The organism is Amycolatopsis rifamycinica (assembly GCF_000695625.1).
In the GTDB taxonomy this organism is placed as follows: Bacteria; Actinomycetota; Actinomycetes; order Mycobacteriales; family Pseudonocardiaceae; genus Amycolatopsis; species Amycolatopsis rifamycinica.
The window spans coordinates 207,724-229,700 of record NZ_JMQI01000062.1; the positions used below are offsets into that span (position 1 = coordinate 207,724).

Below are 21,977 nucleotides of genomic sequence, written 5' to 3' on the forward strand. Positions count from 1 at the left end.
AGGAAGGAACACCATGCCGGACGAGGAAAGCAAGCACAAATTCGACTTGACGGAAATCGAAGAGTTCCACGAGACCCTCAATGCGGTCAAGGCCAAGATGCCGGACGAACAACAGCGGCTGCTGCAATCCATCCTCGTTCTCGCCTGGGCCGCGGTCGAAGAGGAGGAAGCCAAGCTCGCGAACGGGTTCAGCGGCAGCTTCACACCCGAACAAGGTTCGCTGCTCGCGGACTTCACCAAGGGCGGGGTATCCCTGCGGCCTCAGCTCTTCCGGGGCTTCATCAAACTGTGATGATCACCTCTCCTGCCGTTCTCGTCTCGATGCCGTTCCTCGACGCCGACCGGCCGTCCATCCAGCTGGGGCTGCTCAAGGCGATCGGGGAACGGCACGGGTTCGGCGTGCGCACGCTGCACCTGAACCTCGACTTCGCCGTGCGGATCGGGGTCGACCGCTACCGGCGGCTGGCCGACCACCGCGGCCGGCAGCTCGGTGACTGGCTGTTCTCCGTCGAAGCGTTCGGCGACGCCGCGCCCGACCCGGATGGCAGGCTGCTCACCGAACTCGGCGACGAACTGTCCTACCTGGACGATCCGGCCGGGAGCGCGCGGGAGTGGCTGGCGGCTGTCCGCACGACCGACGTGCCCGCGTTCCTCGATGCCGTCGCCGATGAGCTCGCCGGGGCCCGGCTCGTCTGCTTCAGCTGCACTTTCCAGCAGAACGTGGCCTCCTTCGCGCTGGCCCAGCGGCTGAAGGAGCGGGATCCCGGCGTGGTCACCGTGTTCGGCGGGGCCAACTTCGAGGGTGAGATGGGCTTGGAGCTGGTCCGGTCCGTCGCCTGCGTCGACTTCGCCGTGCTCGGCGAAGGGGACGTCGCCTTCCCGCGCCTGCTGGACGCGCTCGCGAACGGCACGGACCCCGGCGGCGTCCCCGGCGTGGCCCGGCGGGTCGGCGACGAGGTCGTCGCGACGCCCGCCGAGGCGCCGCACGACCGGCTCGACGACCTGCCGGTGCCCGACTACGACGAGTACTTCGAGCGCGCGGAACGCGCCGGGTTGCCGACCGGGCACGTCGCCCTGCCGTTCGAGTCGGCTCGCGGGTGCTGGTGGGGCGCCAAGCACCACTGCACGTTCTGCGGGCTCAACGGCACCACCATGCGGTTCCGCGCCAAGTCGCCGGACCGGGTGCTCGGCGAGCTGGACCGGCAGGCACGGCGGTACCGCACCTTCCGGTTCGACGCGGTCGACAACATCATGGAGCCGGGCTACCTCGGGACGCTCGTGCCGGCCTTGGCCGAGGCCGGCCGGGAGTACCAGATCTTCTACGAGGTCAAGGCGAACCTCACCCGTGCCCAGCTGAAGCTGCTCGCCCGGGCCGGCGTCACCCAGCTGCAACCGGGCCTGGAGTCGCTGAGTTCCGAGGTGCTCCGGCTGATGGACAAGGGGGTCCGGGCCGCGCAGAACGTCAACTTCCTGCGCTGGGCGCGGTACTACGGCATCGCCGTCGGCTGGAACATCCTCTGGGGCTTCCCGGGCGAGCCGGCCGAGGCCTACGCCGCGCAGGCGGCGGTCGTCCCGCACCTGGTCCACCTGCAGCCGCCGGCCGGCGCGGCCCGGCTGTGGCTGGAGCGGTTCAGCCCGCTGTTCACCCAGCCCGGCCGGTTCCCGTTGCGGTCACGGGAACCCGAGCCCAGCTACCGGCACGTCTACCCGGCCACCGTGCACCTCCGCCGGGTCGCCTACTTCTTCGGGTACGAACCCGAGCACGAGCTGCCACCGGAGGTCTACGCGCCGCTGCGGGACGCAGTGTCGGCGTGGACGGCGGCGTGGGAGGCGGACCCGGCCCCGGTGCTGGTGTACCGCTGCGCTCCGGGGTTCCTGCAGATCTACGACGGACGGCATCCCGGAAGCCGTGGCACGCACACCTTCCGCGACACCCTCGCCGACCTCTACCTGGCCTGCGTGGACCGGCCCCGCACCGCCGCGGCCGTGCACCGCGAGCTCGGCCTCACCGTCGGCGTTCCCGCGGTCGAAGCCGCGTTCCGGCGGTTCGGCGAGCGGGGGCTGATGTTCCTCGACGGGAACCTCGCCCTCTCCCTCGCCCTGCCCGCGACACCCGGCCGGTGACCGGTATCAAGCGCGTCGCCCGCCCCTCTGTCCGGCGGTAGGACCGAGACGAGCGGAAAGGCACCCGACATGGACCCTTCGGTCATCATGGAGGCGGCGAACGCCTCAGCGAAACGGCTCACCGGCTGGACGCCGTGGGAATTCACCTGGGGGCTGATCAGGAAGGGGGACTGCACGATGTTCGAGGGCGCCAAGTGGACCCTGTCCCCCGACGGCACCGCCACCTTCGACGCCACCGTGACCAGCGGGGAGGACGACGACGCCTGGGTCATCTGGCACGTCGACCTGCTCGACGCCAACCGGGCGATCCTGGGCTCGCTGGCCACCGAGCACCCCGTCGGCGGCGACTGGCGCAAGTTCGTCCAGAACATGCCGAGCAGCGCCGAACGCTACCGGTTCCGGGCCTGGGCGACCTTCGACACCGGGCTGTGGGACGACATCGCCCACCTGAAGATGCACTCGAGCTGCTGACCCGGTCCGTGGCCGGTCCCGGCGCCGCGGAACCGGCCACGAATCCCGGGCGTCAGCCGCGCACGGACGGCCGGGCGAGCTCGACCGGGGCCGCGGTGACCGCCAGCGCGTGCACCGCCACGCCCGCGGACGCCGGCCCGAGGCCGGCGGGCAGCTCGTAGGAGTCCGCCGCGTCGATGTCGACCTGGTAGCCGAGGTCGCCCAGGGAGGCGACCGTGACCCGGCTGAGCGGGTTCGGGGCGTGGCCGACGAAGCCGGTCATCAGCTCGTTGCCGAAGGTGCGGTCCCGCCAGTGCACGTCCCGGGTGCCCGGACCGCCGGTGTCCTCCACCGGCACCCGCACCGCTTCGCCGGAACCGCCCAGCTTCCGGTACTCGGCCATCGCGGCCGGGCCGGAGAACGCCGGGTCGCTGGTGCCCTTGCCGACCAGCAGTCCCTTGGCGGCCCACAGCGAGCCGACGCCGAGGACGTGCCCCATCTCGTGGGTGATGACGTCCCCGAGGATGCCGGTCGCCGCCATCTTGACCAGATCCGCCTTGTCGAACGTCATCTCGCCCCGGACCGGCAGCAGCGCCGACGGTTCCGGGCCGGCCGGCCGCACGTGGGTGATCCGCGCCTGACCGAGGACGCGGCCGTCCCCGTCGATATCGGCGCCCTTGGCGACGATCAGCACGTCGTCGATGGGCTCGCCGTCGAGGACGACGTCCGGCAGGTCACCGACGATCACCGTCGCCCACCGGTCGGCGGCCGCGGCGAAGGCGTCCCGCTGGGCCTGGGTCAGCCCGCCCGCGAACCGGACGGTGATGGTGAACGGCGAGGTGGTGCCCGTCAACAGCCGCGCCCGTCCGGCGTCGGCGCGAGCGTGGTAGATCTCCGGTTCGGGCATGGTCGTTCCTTCCGCTGTGGGAGCTGTGCCGGTCAGAGTCCGGAAGCGCCCGGCAGATACACCGTGGATCCCGGCGTATTTCCGGGCCGGCTCGCGGCTCCGTCCCGGTGAAGGAAGGGGAAAACCGTGAGCCTCGCGCTGATCGTTCTCGCGTTGTCGCTGGTGGTCGTGCTGCTGCTCGCGCGACGCCGCCGCGTGCGCCGCCCCGCCGCCGCCGCGTTGGCCGGGCCGCCCGGGGGCATCCCCGCGTTCCGGATCGTCACGCTCGGGCTGCAGGGTTCGGGCAAGACGCTGCTGCTGACCGGGATCTACCGCCGGCTGCAGACCCCGGGCGACCGCGGCTTCTACCTGCGGGTTCCGCACGAGCAGCTGATCGAGCTGAACCGGTGGTACCGCAAGGCGGCCGACGTCGGCGAAGAGTGGCCGCGCGGGACGACCCGCGGCGAGCTGCGCGAATTCGAGTTCAGCGTGATGGCCGACGTCGAGGGGGCGGCCGAACCCGTCGTCAAGCTCGGCTACCTCGAATACCCGGGCGAGCTGCTGACCGACCCGGACGCGCCGGGCTCGACCGCGCAGGCGACGCTGCTGCGGGCGATCGCCGGCGCCGACGCGCTCGTCGGCATCATCGACGGCTTCCGCCTGCTGCAGGCCGAACAGGGCGACCAGCGCGGCGCGCTGCTGCTCGAGGCCTCCCTCGACGCGATGATCAACGCGATGCTGCCGGTGCGCAGCCCGATCGCCTTCGTCATCACCAAGTGGGACCTGCTCGACCACCTGCACCCGGACGAGAACGAGCGGCTGCGGATCGTCCGCGACCGGCTGATGGCCACGCCCGGGTTCGCCGACCTGGTCAAGGTGCACAGCGCCCGGCGGATCGTGCGGCTGATCCCGGTGACCGCGGTCGGGCACGACTTCGCCGTCTTCTCCGGCGGCGTGGTCCGGAAGAAGCCCGGCGGGCACTTCCGGCCCGGGAACGTCGAAGCCGCGTTGGCGGTGGTCGTGCCCGACATCCTGCGCCAGACCGAGCTCGCGCTCGACCGGGCCACCCGCGCGGAGCTGCTCGCGGCCGCGCAACGGCGGATGCGGATGGGGCCGGCCGAGGCGCTGCGGACGCTCGGCGGCCACCTCACCGCGCACGCCGCGCGGGTGCTGGCCTCGGCGCTCGGCGCCGGCCTGGTCGCCCAGTCGGGCCTGATGCTGCTGCTGGACACGCTGCCGCCGCACGACGACCCGGCCGAGCGCGGTGCCCGGCTGGCCCGGCTCGGCGAGGCCGACCGGCTGGCGGAGCAGTACGTCCAGGCCCGCCGGCGCGTGGTCGCCGAACTGCAGCGGCAGGTCGCGGTGCTCGAGGCGAAACTGCCCGTGTCCCGCCTCGGCGGCGACCGCTGGGGTGACTGGTGACGGCCCGGGCGTGGCCGTTCCTGGTCGCCCGCGGCCGCCGGCGCGGCTACTCGGCCCTGCTGGTCCCCGGCTTCCTGCGGGAGCACGGGTTCCTCGAAGCCACGGCGACACCGCTGGACGAGGTGCCCTCGCGCGCCGCGGCGACGCCGTACGGAGTGCTCGTGTGGGCCGAGCACGCCGTGACCGAGGCGGAAGCCCGCGGCGAACCGCGGGACGAGTACGGCCGCCCGCTCGTGCTCCTGCACGGGTTCCTGTGCCCGGACGGCACGCCCGCCGCCGCCGCGGCCGCGCTGGCCCGCACGAGGACCACCGCGCTCGCGGTGTACGACCGGTTCCTCGCCGACGAGGAGGGCTTCCGGGCGGAGCGCTCGGAGCCGTTCGCGGTCGACGTCGCCGAGGTCGCCGGGGCGGTCCGCCCGCGGGTCTCGCCGCCGGAAGCGCCCGCCCGGCCGGGGCGCGGCCTGGCGTGGGCCGGCGCCGGCGTGCTCGTCGTGGCGGGCGCCGTGGCCGCGGTCGTGGGGTTCGCCTCGGCGGGCGGTGAAGCCCCGCCGCCACCGCCACCGCCGCTGTGCGGTCCTGGCGTCGTCGTCCCGACGGTCTCGGCGGTCGCGCCGACGGTTTCGGCGGCGGTTTCGGCCGCGACCTGCGTGCGCGGAGGGACGACCGTGACCTACGCGCCACGATGAGCAGCCCCAGCCGGTCACCGGCTGGGGCTGCTCATCGTGCGGGGTTCTTCCGGGTCAGCGCCGCAGCGTCAGCACGCCCGGCCGCCACGGGAGCCGGTTGTAGTCGCCTCCGGCAGCGGGGTCCTTGCCCTGGTAGAGGAACTGGAGGTTGCACGGGTCGATCGTCTTGGTCTGGTCCGGGTTGGTCCGCACCAGGTCGCCGTGGCTGATGTCGTTGGTCCAGGTGGCACCGCTGTTGGCCTTGCCCGCGAAGGGGTTGCTTTCACTGGCCGCCTGCGGGGTCCACGAACCGCTGAGGCTGTTGGAGGTGAACGAGCGGAAGTAGCGGCCGCCCGAGCCCATCGCCTCGACGATCATCAGGTACTGGTTCTGGCCCTGGACCTTGTAGACCTCGACCGCTTCGAACAGGTTGGCCTGCGTGTCGCTCATGACCGTCGTGTACGACGACCCGAAGCTGCCCGGGAAGTTGCCGATCGGCATGCTCGCCCGGTAGATCTTGCCGTTGTCACCGGCGAAGAACAGGTACATGTTCGACCCGTCCGCGATCAGCGTCTGGTCGATCGGGCCGGTGCCGGAGCCGGAGATGCTGCCCGTGAACAGCGGCTGCGGCGAGGACCACCCGTTGGGGTTGGTGGGGTCGCTCGACGTGCGGTAGATGAACGGCCAGGCACCCCACTGGTAGGCGAGCACCCAGATGTTCTTCGGCGCGAAGTAGAACAGCGTCGGCGCGACGGTGCCGGAGTTCATCCCGTTCTGGCCGGCCGAAGCCATGTCGGACCAGTTCGTGAAGGGGCTGAACGCCATCGAGCCGTAGGACCCCGACGAGTTGACCGTCGACCCGTAGACCAGGTGCTTGCCGTTGTAGACGACGTTGGTGAAGTCCTTGAGCGAAAGCCACCCGTTCTTCGGCTGCGCCAGCGCACCCGACGACGACCAGCGGTACGTCGAGGGAAGGGTGCAGCTGTTGCCCCCGGTCGTGGTCGTGGGCGTGGTGGTCGTGGGCGTGGTGGACAGGCCCGTCCACTGCTGGTTGGTGCCACCGTGGCACGTCCAGACGGCCACCGCGGTGCCGTTGGCCGTGCCGGCGCCGCTGACGTCGAGGCAGAGCCCGGACTGCACGCCGACCACCGTGCCGTCGGCGTTGACGCGCCACTGCTGGTTGGCCCCGCCGTGACAGGTCCAGATCTGCACCCGGGTCCCGGCGGTGGTCGCGGCGCCCGCCACGTCCAGGCACTTGCCGCCGAACACCGTCAGCTGGCCGCTCGAGGTCGAGGTCCACTGCTGGCCCGCCCCGCCCGAGCAGTCGTAGATCTGCACGGAGGTGCCGTCGGTCTGGTTGGCGTTCGGGACGTCCAGGCACCGCCCCGAACCGACCCCGCGCAAGGCGCCGGTGACGTCGGCCTGGGCCGCTTCGGCGCCGAACAACGCCGTCACCGCGACCGTCGCCGCAGCGGCGAGCACGGCGATCAGGTGCCGGCTCCTGCGGCTGATGCTTCTTCTGTTCATGACGACTCTCTCCCGGTCAGCTACCCGCCGTTGGACGGCCAGATCGGTCTCACACGAGCACGACGACTGTTATCGCTAACATGCGTCGGGCAAGCCTGAACTTCCGGGCGAGCCGTTGTCAATCCACGACCCGCGCCACCGGCACCGGGAAAACCGGACCGGTGCGCCGTGCCACCTCAGAGCCCTACACAACGTCCACAGAGGACAAATGAGCCGTGAAAGTTACACGCGGCCCCTCGGCCGCCCGCTCACCCGCCGACCTTCCGGTCCGCCCACGCGATGACGGCCCGGAAGTAGTCCGGCGCGTTGGGCGCGTAGTTGATCGCGTGCCCATACCCCTGCAGCGCGTAGGTCGTCAGGTCCGCACCGGGGGCGTAGTACGGCGTCTCCGAACTCCTGATCCCGTCCCCCGACGAGCAGTTGGTCGCCAGCAACCCGCAGAAGACCGTGTCCTGGCCCAGCACGACCATCACCGGCCGGTCGATCAACAGCGAATAGGGCGCGATGATCCCGACCGGGAACAGGTCCGCCGCCTGCTCATAGGCCGAGGTGTCCTTCGTCGCCTCGTCGAACGCGATCGCCCCGGCGACCTTCGGGCCCGGCGCGTGGAAGATCGAATACCGGCTGTCCGGCACCGTCGTCAGATAACCGGGGTCGAAACCACCCGCGGCGAAGCGCGGATCGAGCAGAGCCGGGTAGGTGGCGGCGAAGACCGCCGTCGTCCCGGTGAGGTTCAGCCGGTGCGCCAGCCCGGTGACCAGCACGGCGTCGACGTCGTGGAACGTGGCCGCCTCGATGCTCGCGGTACCGGACCCGAACGAATGCCCGGCCAGGATCACCTTCCCGAACCGCGGCCCCTGCGCCCCCGACCGCACGGCCCGGATCACCTGGTGCACCACCGCGGCTTCGGTGACCGTCGTCAGCACCGCACTCGGCGGCGTGCTGCTCCCCCCGGTACCGAGCCGGTCGAGCGCCAGCGTCGCATACCCCGCGTTGTTCATCGCCAGCCGGTAGGACCGGATCTCCGGCTGGTACCCGATGTCCCAGTACGAACTGTTGTACGTACCCCCGGGAATGAGCACCTGCACCGTGCCCGCACCACCGGCCGGCACGCACAGGGTGCCGTGCATCGTCTGCGGCAACGCCACGAGCGTCACCGGGAAATACACGTCCCGGCAGCTCGCACCCTCCGCTCTGGCGGACACGGGAACCAGCAGGAACCCGAACGCCACCAGCACGAGCACCACGGCCCGGCGGCGACGGCCGACGGCGTGCTTCATCCCACGACGGAATCCGAACACGAGAAACTACCTCCGAAACAAATCAGTGTCGATCAAAAACAGAAAACACGGTTTTCGATATCCGTCACCTCGCCCGGCGAGGCACCACCGTCATCGGCATCCGGTCGGGGTACGCCGCCGACGTCACCGTGAGACGCACCGGCACACCGGGCACCGGAAGCAATTCCCACCCCGCCAGCACCGTCGCCGCCACCAGAACGATCTCCGTCTGCGCGAACGCCTGCCCGACACATTGCCGGCCACCCGCACCGAACGGGACATACGCCCCCCGCGGAACCCGCGCCGCCCGCTGCGGCAGCCAACGATCGGGATCGAACCGCTCCGGATCCTCGTGGAACCGCGGATCGAAATGCAGCGCGAACGGACTGAACATGACCTCCGCACCCGCGGGCAACCGCACCCCGCCGAGCTCGACGTCCCGCAACGCCCGTCGCATCAGGATCCAGATCGGGTACATCCGCAGGACCTCGCTGACCACCCGGCGCAAGTACCCCAGCTTCGCCACATCGGCGAACGTCGCCGCCCGCCCGGCCAGCACCTCGTCCACCTCGGCCCGCACCCGCCGCTCGACCTCCGGGTGCCGGGCCAGCTCGTGGAACAACCAGGTCAGCGCGACCGCGCTGGTCTCGCTCCCCGCCGTCAGCAACGTGATGACCTCGTCGTAGACCTGATGATCGGTCATGCCCTCACCGGTGCCGGGATCCCGTGCCAGCATCAGCATCGACAGCAGGTCGCCGTGGTCCTCCCCGGTGGCGCGCCAGCCGGCGATCACCTCGTGCACGATCCGCCGCAGCCGCTCGACCGCCCGGTCGAACCGCCGGTTCGCGGGGATGACCGGGACGTGTTCCAGGAACCTCGGGGACAACGCCCGCACCATCCCCGCCTTCAGCACCACCGGGATCGACCGGCGCGCCTCCGCGACCGCCCGCCGCCCCAGCTCGGTGGCGAACAACGTCTCCCCCACGACGGTGATGGCCAGCCACTGCATGTCCGCGTCCAGCCGGCGCACCTCCCCCGCCCGCCAGCCACCGGCCAGCTCCGCCGTGACCCGCACCATCGTGTCCGCGTACGCGGCGAGCCGCGCACCGTGGAACGCCGGCTGCACCAACCGCCGCTGCCGCAGGTGGAAGGCACCCTCCGACATGACCAGCCCGTTTCCCATGAACGGCCGGAAACGGTCGAAGATGATCCCCTTCGAGAAGCTCGTCCCCTCGGTCACGAGGACGTGGTTGACCAACTCCGGGCTCGTCAGGAAATACGCCTCCAGCGGACCGAGGAACACGCGCACGATATCGCCGTGCGCACGCAGGGAAGACGTGAACCCGACCCGCTGCCGCAACAACGACGGGGTGTGCCCCAGCAGGATCCGACGGCCTGGTGCGACCGGGACGATCATTTCCTCTCCTCGGCAGTCCGGAAGAAGTCTGCCACCTTAGGCCCATCCGGCCGCAGGCAACAGCACCCATTGGCTGAAACGCCGTCACACCGATGGCGTAATCGACGGCGCCGCGGGAGTGAGTATGTTCTTCGTTCGAAGGCGAGCGAGGTGCATGACGATGACAACGCAACACCGAGAAGAGGAATGGGTTCCTCCGGGTATCGACACGACGAAACCCAGCAGTTCCCGGACCTACGACTACCTGCTGGGCGGCGCCCACAATTTCCAAGCCGACCGGGACGCCGCCGAACAGGCCGAAAAGATCATGCCCGGCATCCGGAACGTCGCCCGGCTCAACCGCGCGTTCCTCGGCCGGGTCGTCCGCACCCTGATGGACCTGGGCATCCGCCAGTTCCTCGACATCGGCTCGGGGATCCCGACCGTCGGCAACGTCCACCAGATCGCCGGCGAGATCGACCCCCGCTGCCGCGTGGTCTACGTCGACCGCGACCCGATCGCCGTCGCGCACAGCAAGATGCTCCTGCGCACCAGCGAAAACGCCACGATCGCCCACGCCGACTTCACCGACCCGGACGGCGTCTTCGCCGACCCGGACGTCCGCCGGCTCGACTTCGGCGCACCGATCGGCATGCTGATGGTGGCCATGCTGCACTGGATCCCCGACGCCAGCGACCCGCACGCCCTGCTCGCCGAATACCGCCGCCGCGTCCCGGCCGGCAGCTACCTGGCGATCTCCCACATGGTCAGCGACCGCGACAGCGACCGGATCAACAGCGCGGTGGGCACGTTCAACCTGGCCAGGGGCAACGACCAGGCGACCACCCGCACGTACCGGGAGGTCGAGACGATGTTCGGCGACTTCGAACTGATCGAACCCGGCCTGGTCGGCTGCGCCCTGTGGCGGCCGGGCGGTCCGGGCGACATCTCGGACGACCCGAACGCCAACACGCAGCTCTACGGCGGAGTGGCGCGGAAGGTCGCCGGCTGAGCGAACATCGGTCGATTCCCGGCGTCCTCCGAGCGGCTTTGGCCTGTTCGGGCCGCGATTTTCGCCGGCACGAGCGATGCCGTATAGGTCGTTATACACTTTTGTCCGTGCCGGCCGGCTCCTGCTCGGGCCCGAGCGGGCGGGTCCCCGGCGGCAGGGACCGGTGGCCGTCCGGGAAGTGACCAAGGACCCTAAGCCGGGCCCGCTCCCCCATCGGATGCTCTCCGGGTAACCCCGAACGAGCAGGAGACCCCGATGAGCGCCCTGGACCTCGCCCGATGGCAGTTCGGGATCACCACCGTCTACCACTTCCTCTTCGTCCCGCTGACCATCGGCCTGTCCTTCCTGGTCGCCGGGATGCAGACGGCCTGGGTGCGCACGGGGAACGACCGCTACCGCCGGATGACGAAGTTCTGGGGCAAGTTGTTCCTCATCAACTTCGCCATGGGCGTGGCGACCGGCATCGTGCAGGAGTTCCAGTTCGGGATGAACTGGTCGGACTACAGCACGTTCGTCGGTGACATCTTCGGCGCGCCGCTGGCCATCGAGGGCCTGCTGGCCTTCTTCCTGGAGTCGACGTTCCTCGGCCTGTGGATCTTCGGCTGGGACAAGCTGCCGAAGAAGCTCCACCTGGCCACCATCTGGCTCGCCTCGGTCGGCACCGTGCTGTCGGCGTACTTCATCCTCGCCGCCAACTCCTGGATGCAGCACCCGGTCGGCTACGCGGTCAACCCCGCCACCGGCCGTGCCGAGCTGAAGGACTTCGGCGCGGTGCTGACCAACTCCACCGCGGTCGGCGCCTTCGCCCACACCATCACCGCGTGTTTCCTCACCGGTGGCATGTTCGTCGTCGGGATCAGCGCCTGGCAGCTGCGGAAGAACCGCGACGACGGCGTCTTCCGGCCGTCGATGAAGCTCGCCCTGGTCACGGTGCTGGTGGCCAGTTTCGGCGTGATCGTCACCGGTGACCTGCAGGCGCGGCTGATGACCGAGCAGCAGCCGATGAAGATGGCCGCCGCCGAAGCGCTCTACGACACCGTCGCCCCCGCGTCGTTCTCGCTGCTCACCATCGGCTCGCTCGACGGCTCGCAGGAGAAGTTCAGCATCCGCGTCCCCGGCGTGCTGTCCTTCATGGCCACCGGGGAGTTCGACGGGCGGGTCGAGGGCATCAACGACCTGCAGGCCGCCGAACAGCGGCAGTACGGCCCCGGCGAGTACCGGCCGGACATCCCGGTCGCCTACTGGACGTTCCGCCTGATGATCGGTTTCGGCTTCCTCTGCCTGCTGATCTCGCTGGCCGGCCTGTGGCTGCTCCGCCGCGGCCGCACCCCGCGCGGCCGCTGGTTCTTCCCGGCCGCCACCCTCGGGATCGCCCTTCCGTTCCTGGCCAACAGCGTCGGCTGGATCTTCACCGAGATGGGCCGTCAGCCGTGGTCGGTGTTCGGCGTGCTCAAGACCGCCGACTCGGTGTCGCCCACGGTCTCCGCGGGCAACGTCCTGACCTCGTTGATCGTGTTCACCCTGCTCTACGGCGTCCTCGCGGTCGTCGACGGCGTCCTGATGGTCCGCTACGCCAAGGCCGGTCCCCCGCCACCGGAGGCACCCGCGGACGAGACCGATTCCGATGAGCCGCGCCCCGCGGCCTTCGCCTACTGAGACGCCGGAGACCCGCCATGGCCCTCACCGACATCTGGTTCCTGCTCATCGCGGTCCTCTGGACCGGCTACTTCGTCCTCGAAGGCTTCGACTTCGGCGTCGGCACGCTGCTGCGTGTCCTCGGCCGCGACGACACCGACCGCCGGGTGCTGATCAACACGATCGGCCCGGTCTGGGACGGCAACGAGGTCTGGCTGCTCGTCGCCGGCGGCGCCACCTTCGCCGCCTTCCCGCTCTGGTACTCGAGCCTGTTCTCCGGCTTCTACCTGGCGCTGCTGCTGGTGCTCGTCGCGCTGATCCTGCGCGGGGTCGCGTTCGAGTTCCGCGGCAAGCTCGACAGCCCGCGCTGGCGCAACGTCTGGGACTGGGTCATCGTCTTCGGTTCCGCCGCGCCCGCGCTGCTGTGGGGCGTCGCCTTCGGCAACATCGTCCACGGCGTCCCCCTCGACGCCGAGCACCACTTCACCGGCACGTTCTTCACCCTGCTCAACCCGTACGCCCTGCTCGGTGGCCTGGCCACGCTGAGCCTGTTCACCTTCCACGGCGCCGTGTTCCTCACCCTCAAGACCACCGGCGCCCTCCGCGACCGGGCCCGCACGCTGAGCCGGGCGCTCGGCGGCACGGCGATCGTGTTCGGCGGCGTCTTCCTCGTCTCCACCGCCATCGAGCACGGCGGCTGGGCGTGGCTGTCGGCGGCGCTGGCCGCGCTGCTGCTCGTCGCGGCGGTGCTGTTCGCCGCCGGTGACCGGGACGGGTTCGCGTTCGCCGGCACCGCCGGCGCCATCATCGCCGTCACCTCCACGCTGTTCTGGTCGCTCTACCCGAACGTCCTGCCCTCGACGACCGACCCGGCGTTCGGCCTGACCACGACGAACGCGTCCTCGACGCCGTACACCCTGCAGATCATGACCTGGGTCGCGGTCGCGTTCACCCCGATCGTGCTGGCCTACCAGGCCTGGACGTACTGGGTGTTCCGCAAGCGGATCAGCCGGGCCTCGATCCCGGCCGGCGGCGGCCTGCCCGTGGCCGGCCGGTGAAGCCGCTCGATCCGCGGCTGCTGCGGCACGCGAGCGCGGTCCGCCCGTTCGTCCTCGCCTGCGCCGCGCTGGGCGCGCTCACCGCGATGCTGGTGCTCGCCCAGGCGGAGCTGCTGGCGAAGACGATCACGTGGGCGTTCCTCGACGGCTTTTCCCTCCGCAGCCTCGTGCTGCCGCTCGGCCTGCTGATGCTGGTCGTCCTGGCCAGGGCCGGGATCACCTGGCTGGCCGAGACGACCGCGCACCGCGCCGCCGCCCGTGCCCTCTCGCAACTGCGCGAGACGGTGATCTCGGCCGCGCTGCGGATCGGGCCGCGGCAGGCCGGCCGCTCCCCCGCCGAGGTCGCGGCCCTGGCCACGCACGGCGTCGACCGGCTCGAGGGCTACTTCTCGCGCTACCTGCCGCAGCTGCTGATCGCGGCGGTCGTGCCGCTGGTCGTCGGCACCCGGATCCTGGTCGCCGACTGGGCCGCCGCGGTGATCGTCGGCCTCACGGTGCCGCTCATCCCGGTCTTCATGATCCTCATCGGGATGTACACCCAGCGCGACGTCCGGCGGCAGTGGCAGACGTTGTCCGTGCTGGGGAACCACTTCCTCGACCTCGTCGCGGGGCTCGCCGAGCTGACGGCGTTCGGCCGGGCGCGGGCGCAGATCCGGTCGCTGCGGGAGATCACCGGGAAGTACCGCACGCACACCATGCGGACCCTGCGCGTCGCGTTCCTCTCCGCCCTCGCCCTCGAGCTGCTGGCCACGCTGTCGGTCGCCCTGGTGGCGGTGTCGGTCGGCCTGCGGCTGCTGGCCGGCGAACTCGACCTGCGGACCGCGCTCGTCGTGCTGATCCTCGCGCCGGAGGTCTACCTGCCGCTGCGGGCGGTCGGCGCGCGGTTCCACGACAGCGCCGAAGGTCTCGCGGCGGCCGAGGACATCATCGCGCTCGCCGGCACGCCCAGCGCGGACACGGGCACCGGCACGGTTCCCGACCTCACGCGCGTGGCGCTGCGCTGCGAAGACGTCACGGTCGACGGCCGGTCCGGGCCGGTTCTCGACGGCTTCAGCCTGCGCCTGCCGCCCGGTGAGGTCGTCGGCGTCACCGGACCGAGCGGGGCGGGCAAGTCGACGCTGCTCGACCTCCTCCTGGGCTGGCGGCGGCCCGACGGCGGCCGGATCCTGCTCGGCGACACCGATCTCGCCGGCATCGGCCGCGCGACCTGGCACCGGCACGTGGCCTGGGTGCCGCAGCAGCCGCACCTGGTCGCCGGGACGGTGGCGGAGAACATCCGCCTGGGCTCCCCGGACGCACCCGACGACGCCGTGCTCGCCGCCGCCGACACCGCGGCGCTCGACGTCCCCCTGGCCACGGTGGTCGGCGAGCTGGGGGCCGGGCTGTCGACCGGCCAGCGCCGCCGCGTCGCACTGGCCCGCGCGGTGTTGCTCGACCGGCCGCTGATCCTGCTGGACGAACCGACCGAAGGCGTCGACGCGGAGACCGAGGCGGCCATCCTGGAGCGGCTGCCGAAGGTGCTCGCCGGCCGGACCGCGGTGCTCGTCAGCCACCACCCGGCGGTGCTGGCCCGCTGCGACCGCGTGGTGTCCTTGGGCGAACCGGTCGCCGTCCCTTCGCCCTCCTCCGCGGTGTCGCCGCGGGCGGTTTCCCGGCCGGTCGCCCCGGCGGTCGCCGAGCCGTCCACTGTGGACGTACCGCGGTGGCGGCCGCTGCGCGAAGCGATCCGGCCGCACCGGCTGCGGCTGGCGCTGGCCTGCCTGGCCGCGACGGCCGCGCTCGGCTGCGGCGTCGCGCTCACGGCGACGTCGTCGTGGCTGATCGCGAGCGCGGCCCTGCACCCGCCGGTGCTGAGCCTGATGGTGGCGATCGTCGCGGTGCGGACGTTCGGCCTGGCGAAGGGGCTCTTCCGCTACGTCGAGCGCCTGCTCTCGCACGACGTCGCCCTGCGGGCGCTGGCGGAGCTGCGGGTGCGGGTGTGGGCGCAGCTGGCCCGAATCGGCCCGGCGGGCACCTCGCGCCTGCGCCGCGGCGACCTCCTGCACCGGCTGGTGTCCGATGTGGACAGCCAGCAGGACGTCCTGGTCCGGGGTCTGGTCCCGGGCGTTTCGACGTTCGCCGTCCTGTCGGCGACCGCCGTCACGCTCGGGCTCATCCTGCCCGGCGCGCTGCTCCCGGCCGCGCTGGGCCTGACCGTCGCCGGGGTGGTGACCCCCGCGGTCGCGGCACTGGCGGGCCGCCGGGCGCAGCGCTCGACGGCGCGGCTGCGCGCGGACCTGACCGCGGGGACGGTGGAGCTGCTGCAGGCGTCGGCCGACCTGATCACCCACGACGCGGCGGCACGGCGGCACGGACGGCTGCGGGAACTCGACTCCGCCCTGACCGCCCTCCAGCGCCGGTCGGCGACCTGGCGCGGCCTGGGCGGCGGGATCGCCGCGGCCGGGGTCGGGCTGACGTCGGTCGCGTGCCTGGTGCTGGGCATCCTGGCGGTGCGCGCCGGCACGATCCCCGGCCCGGCGCTGGCGGTGCTGGCGCTGACCCCCCTGGCGACGGCCGAGCTGGTGGCCGGCCTGCCGGAGGCGGCCCAGCGGCTGCTCGGCGCGTCCGGCTCCGCGCGCCGCCTCGCCGAACTGGACGCCCTTCCCACGCCGCACACGCCGGCGGCGGCGATCGCCCCGGCCGCGACCGAGCTGGCGGCCGAGCACCTGTCGGTCCGCTGGCCGGGCCACCCGGCCGACGCGGTCCGGGACGTGGACCTGCCCATCGGCCACGGCCGCCGCGTCGTGCTGACGGGCCGTTCGGGCGCGGGCAAGAGCACGGTGATCGCGGCGTTGATGCGCTACCTCGACCCCTCGGCGGGGCGGGTGCTGCTGGACGGCACGAACACGCTGGCCTACGACGGAGATTCGGTCCGCGAGCAGATCGCGTGGTGCGGCCCGGAGACGCATCTGTTCGACAGCACGCTCCGGGAGAACCTCCGGTTGGCCCGGCCTTCGGCCTCGGACGCCGAGCTGCGGGCCGCACTGGACGGCGCTCAGCTGTCCTCGTGGCTCACGGACCTGCCCGGCGGCCTCGACACGGCCTTGGGCACGCACGGCACTCCGGTGTCCGGCGGCGAGCGTCAGCGCCTCGGCGTGGCCCGGGCGTTGCTGTCGGACCGGCCGATCCTGCTCCTGGACGAGCCGACCGCCCACCTGGACACCCCGACGGCTTCGGCGCTGGCGGCCGTGGTCCTGGCGGCGACGGAAGGCCGGTCGGCCCTGGTGGTGACCCACCGGCCGGCCGAGTTCCCGGCCTTGACGGCGGTGGACGTCGCCGCGGACGAGGACAGCCGGACACCGTGGGCCGGCACGCCCGTCCGGTCGTGAAGCCCGGTCCCCCGGCGGTCCACCCGGCCGGCGGGTAAGCGGCCGGGAGCGGGCCCGCGATGGTGGGCGATCAGGCCGTCGGGTCGGGGCCGAGAGCGCGGTCCAGGAGCTCGCCCAGCTGGTCGAGCTGGTCCTGCGACAGAGCGCGGAACGACGATTCGGCGACGCCGTCGACCAGCTTCTGGCCCTCGGCGCGCAGCCGGGCGCCTTCCTCCGTGAGCCGGTGCCGCACCGCGCGTCCCGGGCCCGGGACGCGCTCGATGAGCCCGCGGTCGGCCATGCGGGTCGCGAGCGAACCGAAGGACTGGTCCGTCTGGAAGGTGAGGACGGCCAGCTCGTGCAGGGACGCGTCCGGGCGGCGGTGTAGGTGCCGCAGGGTGTCCCACTGCACCAGCGAAAGCCCCAGCGGCGCCAGTGCCCGGCTCAACGCCCGGTGGTGGCGGTACTGCAGGCGTTTGACGGCCAGGGAGACGTCGCCGGGGCGGTACTTCATGCGCTCACCCTATCCCATCCGACTCAGGTTGCTTATCTAAACAACCTTATATAAGGTTCCTTAGGTAAGCCCCGAACCCGAGAAGGACCCATGACGACTCTCCGCACCACCCGCACCCTCGGCCCGGCCGAGGTGACCCTCGAGGTCCACGACCGCACCCGCACGTTCCTGCTCCTGCACGGCGGTGGCGGCGTCGCGACGATGACCGGCTTCGCCGGCCTGCTCGCCGAACGCACCCGGTCCCGGGTGCTCCTGCCCACCCACCCGGGTTTCGCGGGCACCCCGAAGGACGCCGGCCTGACCGGCGTCACCGGCTTGGCCCGGCTGTACGCCGGACTGCTGGAGGACCTCGACGTCACGGACGTCACGGTCATCGGCAACTCCTTCGGCGGCTGGCTGGCGGCCGAAATCGCCTTGCTGGGCAGCCCGCGCGTCCGCGACGCGGTGATCGTCGACGGGATCGGCATCGAGGTCGGCGAGCACCCGATGACCGACATCAGCGGCATGTCGCTCACCGAGATCCGGGCACTGTCCTTTCACGACCCGGGCAAGGCGCCGCCGGCCGGCGGGAGCGGGCCGAGCCCGGACGTGCGGGCCCTGATCGGCTACACCGGCCCGGCGATGGCCGATCCGGCACTGGCCGGACGGCTCGGCGAGGTCACCGTCCCGGTGCACGTGATCTGGGGCGAAAGCGACGGCATCGCCGGCCCCGGCTACGGGAAGGCCTACGCCGCCGCCATCCCCGGGTCGACGTTCACCCTGCTCCCCCGGACCGGGCACCTCCCGCAGGTCGAAACACCCGGGGAACTGCTCGACGCCCTCCTCGGCCTCAGCGGCTGATCCGGCGCCGGAGGTGTCGATCAGGGGGACGAAAAGAATGGAGCCGATCCGCCACTTGCCACCGTCGTCCTGCTCCATCCGCCGTGCCACTTCCCGGAAGTGCGGCGTCGGCGCTCTGTCGAATTTCCACCGGTTCACCGCGCAGTTCATGAATCGTTTTTGACCCACCGCGCCCGCTGCGCCGCTCGGATCATCGCCTCGGCCTGGGCCGTTACGAGCGTTTCCGGTTCGGGACCATACCGTGACCTTCGGCGGCGGCCCGGCGTGAAACGCCCGGGCGAGTTACGGCGATTAGTACAGCGGGTGACCATCCCGCTACGCGCAACGGAGCAGCCGGCTGGGCTACCCGCACGAAACCCGGTTCCCCGGTTTGTCACGGAGATCCGGACCATTTCTGGCGGACGGGGAGAAGATGCGCCGGACATTCGTCGTCGCCGACTTCGGTCGTCCCCCGGGCTACGAAGACCGGCTGAAACGGGTGCTCCACGATTTGCACGACGGGCTCGGGCCGACGCTCACCGCCGCCGTGCTCGGGCTGCGCGCGGCGCGCGAGCTGATCGCGCGGGACCGGGCCGGCACCGAGCACCTCCTGGCCCGGCTCGAGGACGAGCTCTACGGCGCGATCACCGACCTGCGGCGGATCGTGGCCGACGCGCGGCCGCCGGCCCTGGACGAGGCCGGGCTGGTGCCGGCCGTGCGCCGGTACGCCGCCACGCTCACCGGCCGGGTGCCCGCCGAACACGGGCCGCTGCGGGTCGGGGTCGAGGTGCGCGGCGAACTGCCGCCGCTGCCGGCGGAGGTCGAGGTCACCGCCTACCGGATCATCCGCGAGGCGCTGGTGAACGTCGCCCGCCACTCCGGGGCCAGGGAGTGCACCGTCCACCTCTGGCCACGGGACGGCGATCTGCACGTGGAGATCGTCGACGACGGCGTGGGCACCGACGGCGAGGCCCTGCCCGCGGTCGGCGGGACCGGGCTGCGGTCGATGCGGGAGCGCGCCGGCGACCTCGGCGGCGGCTGCCGGGTCGAGCCGGTTTCCTCCGGGGGCACGCGGATCGCCGCCTGGCTGCCGCTCGCCGCGGGGAAGTGAAGCCGTGTTCGGCGCCCTGCGCGTCCTCGTGGTGGACGACCACCCGGTCTTCCGCGCGGCCCTCTGCGCGATGCTCGACGCCACCGACGGGATGGAGGTCGCCGGCGAGGCGGCCGACGGCCTGACCGCGGTCGCCGACGCGGGCCGGCTGGACCCCGACGTCGTCCTGATGGACCTGAACCTCCCGGACCTCGACGGGGTCGAGGCCACGCGCCGGATCGTGAGCGCGAGCCCGCACACCGGCGTGCTCATGCTGACCATGTTCGAGAACGAGGCCGCGGTGTTCGCCGCCATGCGCGCGGGCGCCCGCGGCTACCTGCTCAAGGGGGCGCGCAACGAGCAGATCATCCGCGCGGTCCGGGTGATCGGCGACGGCGAGGCCATCTTCAGCCCGGCGATCGCCACCCGGGTCCTGTCGCTGCTGGGCACGGCGACCCCGCGCGACGAGTCGTTCCCGCGGCTCACCCTGCGCGAGAAGGAGATCCTGCGGCTCGTCGCCCAGGGCATGGGCAACGCGTCGATCGCCGAAGAGCTGGTGCTGAGCCACAAGACCGTGCGCAACCACGTGTCCCACATCTTCCGCAAGCTCCGGGTCACCGACCGCACCCAGGCCATCGCCAAGGCCAAAGAGGCCGGCATTGCCCGATCGGAGTAAGAAAGCGGGACATATCGGGACTCCATGTCCCTGTTCGGCGAGCGCCCGCACCACGATCCTGGGAGGTGGAGCGATCCGACATCGTTCGAGGGAGGGCTTTCGCCGATGATCACCGACCAGGTTCCGGTGCTGCTGCACGCGACCGACACCATCACCCACGCGGGCGTCACGGCCGCGCTGCGGTCACGTCCCGAAATCCGCTTCGCCGACGAGGACTCCGGCGAGCCCGCCGTGGTGCTGGTCATCGTGGAGCGGCTCAACGAGGAGGCCCGGCAGCTGCTGCGCAGCCTCCAGTGCGCCGGCCACGCCGGCGTCGTCCTGGTCGCCGGCGAGGTGGAGGACTCGGAGCTGCTGGACGTCGTGGGCAACGGCGTGTCGGCGATCATCCGCCGCGCCGACGCCACCCCGGACACCCTGGTGCGCCTGGTGAAGGCCGCGGCCGTCGGCGAAGGCGCACTGCCGCCCGACCTGCTGGGCCGCCTGCTGTCCCGGGTGTCCCGGCTGCAGCGGGACGTGCTGCGCCCGAACGGGTGGGACCTGGCCGGGATGTCCCAGCGGGAGACCCGGGTGCTGCGGCTGGTCGCCGACGGGTTCGAGACCAAGGAGATCGCCGACCAGCTGAGCTACTCGGAGCGGACGGTGAAGTCGATCCTGCACGACATCACCAACCGCTTCCAGCTCCGCAACCGCGCCCACGCGGTGGCGTTCGCCATGCGCGAAGGGCTCATCTAGCACGGCCTACTCGACCCGGCCGGAGAAGGAGACCGACGGGGTGCAGCGGCCCCGGTCCCCCGGGTTCTGGCAGCTGACCGCGAGCACGATCTTGTCCCCCGGCTGGAACCGCCAGGCCTGCAGCCAGTGGTGGTCGAGGTCGCGGAAGTTCGAAAGCCCGACCTCCAGCAGCACCGTCTTGGTGCCACCGGAATCCCGCAGCAGCCGCAGGGTTCCGGTGTCACCGCGCGGGTTCTGCAAGATCAGGTCGGTGATCACCAGCGTCTTGCTCGGGTCCGGCAGGGTGTAGGGGAACTCGGCGAACCGGTTGACGTTCGAGTCGATCTTCGCGTCCGCGGCCACCCGGAAGTCCGTCGGCGTCCCGTCGGCGGCGGCCGCGTTCGAGACGCGGGTCGGCGGCGCGCCGGGTCCGGAACCGGGGGGCGCCGGGTTGTCGCCCGGCGGGGTCAGGCCGACGGCCTTCATCGCCTGTTCGGAGTTCTGCTTGGCCTGGTCGGCGTTCTTCTTCGCCTGATCGGCCCCCGCGCCGGCGTCCTGCGCCGCCTTCACGATCTCCTGGTTGTGCTCTTCGGCGGCCTCCCGCGCGGCCGACTTCACCGCGGGCCGCAGCACGGTGAACCACAACGTCACCAGGGCGAGCAGGAGGACCAGCAGCGCGGCGAGCGCGGGCAGCAGCCACTTCGGCAGCAGCTGCCGCTGCACCATGGTGCCTTCGGTCTTGATCGGCTCGGCCCCGTCGGCGACGACGAACACCTGGAAGCGGTGCCGGACGGGTTGCCCGCGCAGGAACCGCTTCCGGGGCTTGGCGCGCATCCGGACGAACGCGGCGGTACCCGGCGCCAGGTCGGCCCGGTCGCGCTCGAGCCGGAAGTCCAGCTCGTCCTCCGGGTCCAGCGGGCTCAGCTCCACCGCCACCGGCCGGTTGCCGCGGTTGTCCACCGCGACCTCGAAGTCGGCCTTGGCACTGCCCTCCACCTTGGCCGGCACGATCTCGGCGGTCACCTCGGTGAAGGCGCCGAGCTCGACGGTGCCCTCCTCGACGACCGAGCCGGCCGGGTCCTCGCTCGAGAACACCCGGACGCCGAACGGGATCGTCCCGGCGGGGACGTCGGAGGACCGCGGCGGCGCGAACCGCACGGTGACCGTCCCGGTCTCCCCCGGCAGCAGGTTGACCGTCGCCGGTTCCGCGGCGGCCCAGCCACTCGCGTCACCGACCACGTCGATCGCGAACTGGTCGACGACCTGCCCGGCGTTCCGGATGGTCACCGTGCAGCTCGTCTCCTGGCCCGGTTCCGCGACCAGACCGGGCTCGGACAGCGTCGCCGTTGCTCCCATGCGCGGAAG

Annotated in this window: 19 protein-coding genes; 13 read left to right on the plus strand and 6 right to left on the minus strand. The window is 71.8% G+C overall.

Going from position 1 to position 21,977, the window contains the following annotated elements; all coding sequences use genetic code 11:
* Positions 1 to 13: 13 nt before the first annotated feature.
* The 3 genes from DV20_RS29085 to DV20_RS29095 all read left to right on the plus strand — a co-directional run bounded on the left by DV20_RS29085 (position 14) and on the right by DV20_RS29095 (position 2,595).
* Complete coding sequence (locus DV20_RS29085; RefSeq protein ID WP_043785922.1) at positions 14 to 292, plus strand: hypothetical protein; 279 nt, start codon at positions 14 to 16, stop codon at positions 290 to 292.
* A complete protein-coding gene (locus tag DV20_RS29090) occupies positions 292 to 2,124 on the plus strand; it encodes a RiPP maturation radical SAM C-methyltransferase (protein ID WP_043785923.1) in 1,833 nt (610 codons plus the stop codon). Before DV20_RS29085 ends, DV20_RS29090 begins: the two co-directional genes overlap by 1 nt.
* 69 nt (positions 2,125 to 2,193) lie before the next feature.
* On the plus strand, positions 2,194 to 2,595 hold the full coding sequence (locus tag DV20_RS29095) for a DUF6294 family protein (protein ID WP_043785924.1): 402 nt from the start codon (positions 2,194 to 2,196) through the stop codon (positions 2,593 to 2,595).
* Between the two features lie 52 nt (positions 2,596 to 2,647).
* Here DV20_RS29095 and DV20_RS29100 read toward each other — a convergent pair whose 3' ends face one another.
* Complete coding sequence (locus DV20_RS29100; RefSeq protein ID WP_043785926.1) at positions 2,648 to 3,481, minus strand: leishmanolysin-related zinc metalloendopeptidase; 834 nt, start codon at positions 3,479 to 3,481, stop codon at positions 2,648 to 2,650.
* Between the two features lie 126 nt (positions 3,482 to 3,607).
* On the opposite strand from DV20_RS29100, the gene DV20_RS29105 reads away from it, so the two are divergent.
* Positions 3,608 to 4,882 carry a hypothetical protein gene (locus DV20_RS29105; protein ID WP_043785927.1) on the plus strand — a complete coding sequence of 425 codons (1,275 nt, stop codon included), beginning with the start codon at positions 3,608 to 3,610 and terminating at the stop codon, positions 4,880 to 4,882.
* Positions 4,879 to 5,568: a hypothetical protein gene (locus DV20_RS29110; protein ID WP_043785929.1), complete on the plus strand. Its 690-nt coding sequence runs from the start codon at positions 4,879 to 4,881 to the stop codon at positions 5,566 to 5,568. Before DV20_RS29105 ends, DV20_RS29110 begins: the two co-directional genes overlap by 4 nt.
* Positions 5,569 to 5,622: 54 nt before the next feature.
* Here DV20_RS29110 and DV20_RS29115 read toward each other — a convergent pair whose 3' ends face one another.
* From DV20_RS29115 to DV20_RS29125, 3 genes are all read right to left on the minus strand, one after another.
* Positions 5,623 to 7,074: a non-reducing end alpha-L-arabinofuranosidase family hydrolase gene (locus DV20_RS29115; RefSeq protein ID WP_043785931.1), complete on the minus strand. Its 1,452-nt coding sequence runs from the start codon at positions 7,072 to 7,074 to the stop codon at positions 5,623 to 5,625.
* Positions 7,075 to 7,322: 248 nt separating this feature from the next.
* Positions 7,323 to 8,354, minus strand: a complete 1,032-nt coding sequence (locus DV20_RS29120) for an alpha/beta hydrolase (protein WP_200876520.1) — start codon at positions 8,352 to 8,354, stop codon at positions 7,323 to 7,325.
* Between the two features lie 85 nt (positions 8,355 to 8,439).
* Entirely contained in the window at positions 8,440 to 9,771 is a 1,332-nt protein-coding gene (locus DV20_RS29125; RefSeq protein WP_043785933.1) for a cytochrome P450, read from the minus strand.
* Between the two features lie 160 nt (positions 9,772 to 9,931).
* On the opposite strand from DV20_RS29125, the gene DV20_RS29130 reads away from it, so the two are divergent.
* The 4 genes from DV20_RS29130 to cydD all read left to right on the plus strand — a co-directional run bounded on the left by DV20_RS29130 (position 9,932) and on the right by cydD (position 16,823).
* Positions 9,932 to 10,762 (plus strand): SAM-dependent methyltransferase, encoded by an 831-nt coding sequence (locus DV20_RS29130; RefSeq protein ID WP_043786102.1) that lies wholly within the window; start codon positions 9,932 to 9,934, stop codon positions 10,760 to 10,762.
* Positions 10,763 to 11,017: 255 nt separating this feature from the next.
* Entirely contained in the window at positions 11,018 to 12,418 is a 1,401-nt protein-coding gene (locus DV20_RS29135) for a cytochrome ubiquinol oxidase subunit I (RefSeq protein ID WP_043785935.1), read from the plus strand.
* A 17-nt stretch (positions 12,419 to 12,435) separates the two neighbouring features.
* The gene (gene cydB / locus DV20_RS29140) at positions 12,436 to 13,455 is read left to right on the plus strand and encodes a cytochrome d ubiquinol oxidase subunit II (protein ID WP_043785936.1); all 1,020 of its coding nucleotides are present in this window, start codon (positions 12,436 to 12,438) and stop codon (positions 13,453 to 13,455) included.
* A complete protein-coding gene (gene cydD, locus DV20_RS29145; protein ID WP_051736174.1) occupies positions 13,452 to 16,823 on the plus strand; it encodes a thiol reductant ABC exporter subunit CydD in 3,372 nt (1,123 codons plus the stop codon). Before cydB ends, cydD begins: the two co-directional genes overlap by 4 nt.
* Before the next feature lie 70 nt (positions 16,824 to 16,893).
* Here cydD and DV20_RS29150 read toward each other — a convergent pair whose 3' ends face one another.
* Positions 16,894 to 17,316 (minus strand): MarR family winged helix-turn-helix transcriptional regulator, encoded by a 423-nt coding sequence (locus DV20_RS29150; protein ID WP_043785938.1) that lies wholly within the window; start codon positions 17,314 to 17,316, stop codon positions 16,894 to 16,896.
* 90 nt (positions 17,317 to 17,406) lie between these two features.
* On the opposite strand from DV20_RS29150, the gene DV20_RS29155 reads away from it, so the two are divergent.
* From DV20_RS29155 to DV20_RS29170, 4 genes are all read left to right on the plus strand, one after another.
* A complete protein-coding gene (locus tag DV20_RS29155; protein WP_043785939.1) occupies positions 17,407 to 18,156 on the plus strand; it encodes an alpha/beta fold hydrolase in 750 nt (249 codons plus the stop codon).
* A gap of 412 nt (positions 18,157 to 18,568) precedes the next feature.
* The gene (locus tag DV20_RS29160; protein ID WP_043785940.1) at positions 18,569 to 19,246 is read left to right on the plus strand and encodes a sensor histidine kinase; all 678 of its coding nucleotides are present in this window, start codon (positions 18,569 to 18,571) and stop codon (positions 19,244 to 19,246) included.
* Between the two features lie 4 nt (positions 19,247 to 19,250).
* Positions 19,251 to 19,901, plus strand: coding sequence for a response regulator (locus DV20_RS29165; protein WP_043785943.1), 651 nt, complete (start codon positions 19,251 to 19,253; stop codon positions 19,899 to 19,901).
* Positions 19,902 to 20,006: 105 nt separating this feature from the next.
* The gene (locus DV20_RS29170) at positions 20,007 to 20,633 is read left to right on the plus strand and encodes a response regulator transcription factor (RefSeq protein WP_043785945.1); all 627 of its coding nucleotides are present in this window, start codon (positions 20,007 to 20,009) and stop codon (positions 20,631 to 20,633) included.
* Positions 20,634 to 20,639: 6 nt separating this feature from the next.
* On the opposite strand, the gene DV20_RS29175 is transcribed toward DV20_RS29170, so the two are convergent.
* Positions 20,640 to 21,968 carry a COG1470 family protein gene (locus tag DV20_RS29175; RefSeq protein ID WP_043785947.1) on the minus strand — a complete coding sequence of 443 codons (1,329 nt, stop codon included), beginning with the start codon at positions 21,966 to 21,968 and terminating at the stop codon, positions 20,640 to 20,642.
* Positions 21,969 to 21,977: the final 9 nt, after the last annotated feature.

Coding starts and splice junctions, on each gene's coding strand:
- DV20_RS29085 (WP_043785922.1), top strand. CDS start 14: ATGCCGGACGAGGAAAGCAAGCACAAATTCGACTTGACGGAAATCGAA.
- DV20_RS29090 (WP_043785923.1), top strand. CDS start 292: ATGATCACCTCTCCTGCCGTTCTCGTCTCGATGCCGTTCCTCGACGCC.
- DV20_RS29095 (WP_043785924.1), top strand. CDS start 2,194: ATGGACCCTTCGGTCATCATGGAGGCGGCGAACGCCTCAGCGAAACGG.
- DV20_RS29100 (WP_043785926.1), bottom strand. CDS start 3,481: ATGCCCGAACCGGAGATCTACCACGCTCGCGCCGACGCCGGACGGGCG.
- DV20_RS29115 (WP_043785931.1), bottom strand. CDS start 7,074: ATGAACAGAAGAAGCATCAGCCGCAGGAGCCGGCACCTGATCGCCGTG.
- DV20_RS29120 (WP_200876520.1), bottom strand. CDS start 8,354: ATGAAGCACGCCGTCGGCCGTCGCCGCCGGGCCGTGGTGCTCGTGCTG.
- DV20_RS29125 (WP_043785933.1), bottom strand. CDS start 9,771: ATGATCGTCCCGGTCGCACCAGGCCGTCGGATCCTGCTGGGGCACACC.
- DV20_RS29130 (WP_043786102.1), top strand. CDS start 9,932: ATGACAACGCAACACCGAGAAGAGGAATGGGTTCCTCCGGGTATCGAC.
- DV20_RS29135 (WP_043785935.1), top strand. CDS start 11,018: ATGAGCGCCCTGGACCTCGCCCGATGGCAGTTCGGGATCACCACCGTC.
- cydB (WP_043785936.1), top strand. CDS start 12,436: ATGGCCCTCACCGACATCTGGTTCCTGCTCATCGCGGTCCTCTGGACC.
- DV20_RS29150 (WP_043785938.1), bottom strand. CDS start 17,316: ATGAAGTACCGCCCCGGCGACGTCTCCCTGGCCGTCAAACGCCTGCAG.
- DV20_RS29155 (WP_043785939.1), top strand. CDS start 17,407: ATGACGACTCTCCGCACCACCCGCACCCTCGGCCCGGCCGAGGTGACC.
- DV20_RS29160 (WP_043785940.1), top strand. CDS start 18,569: ATGCGCCGGACATTCGTCGTCGCCGACTTCGGTCGTCCCCCGGGCTAC.
- DV20_RS29170 (WP_043785945.1), top strand. CDS start 20,007: ATGATCACCGACCAGGTTCCGGTGCTGCTGCACGCGACCGACACCATC.
- DV20_RS29175 (WP_043785947.1), bottom strand. CDS start 21,968: ATGGGAGCAACGGCGACGCTGTCCGAGCCCGGTCTGGTCGCGGAACCG.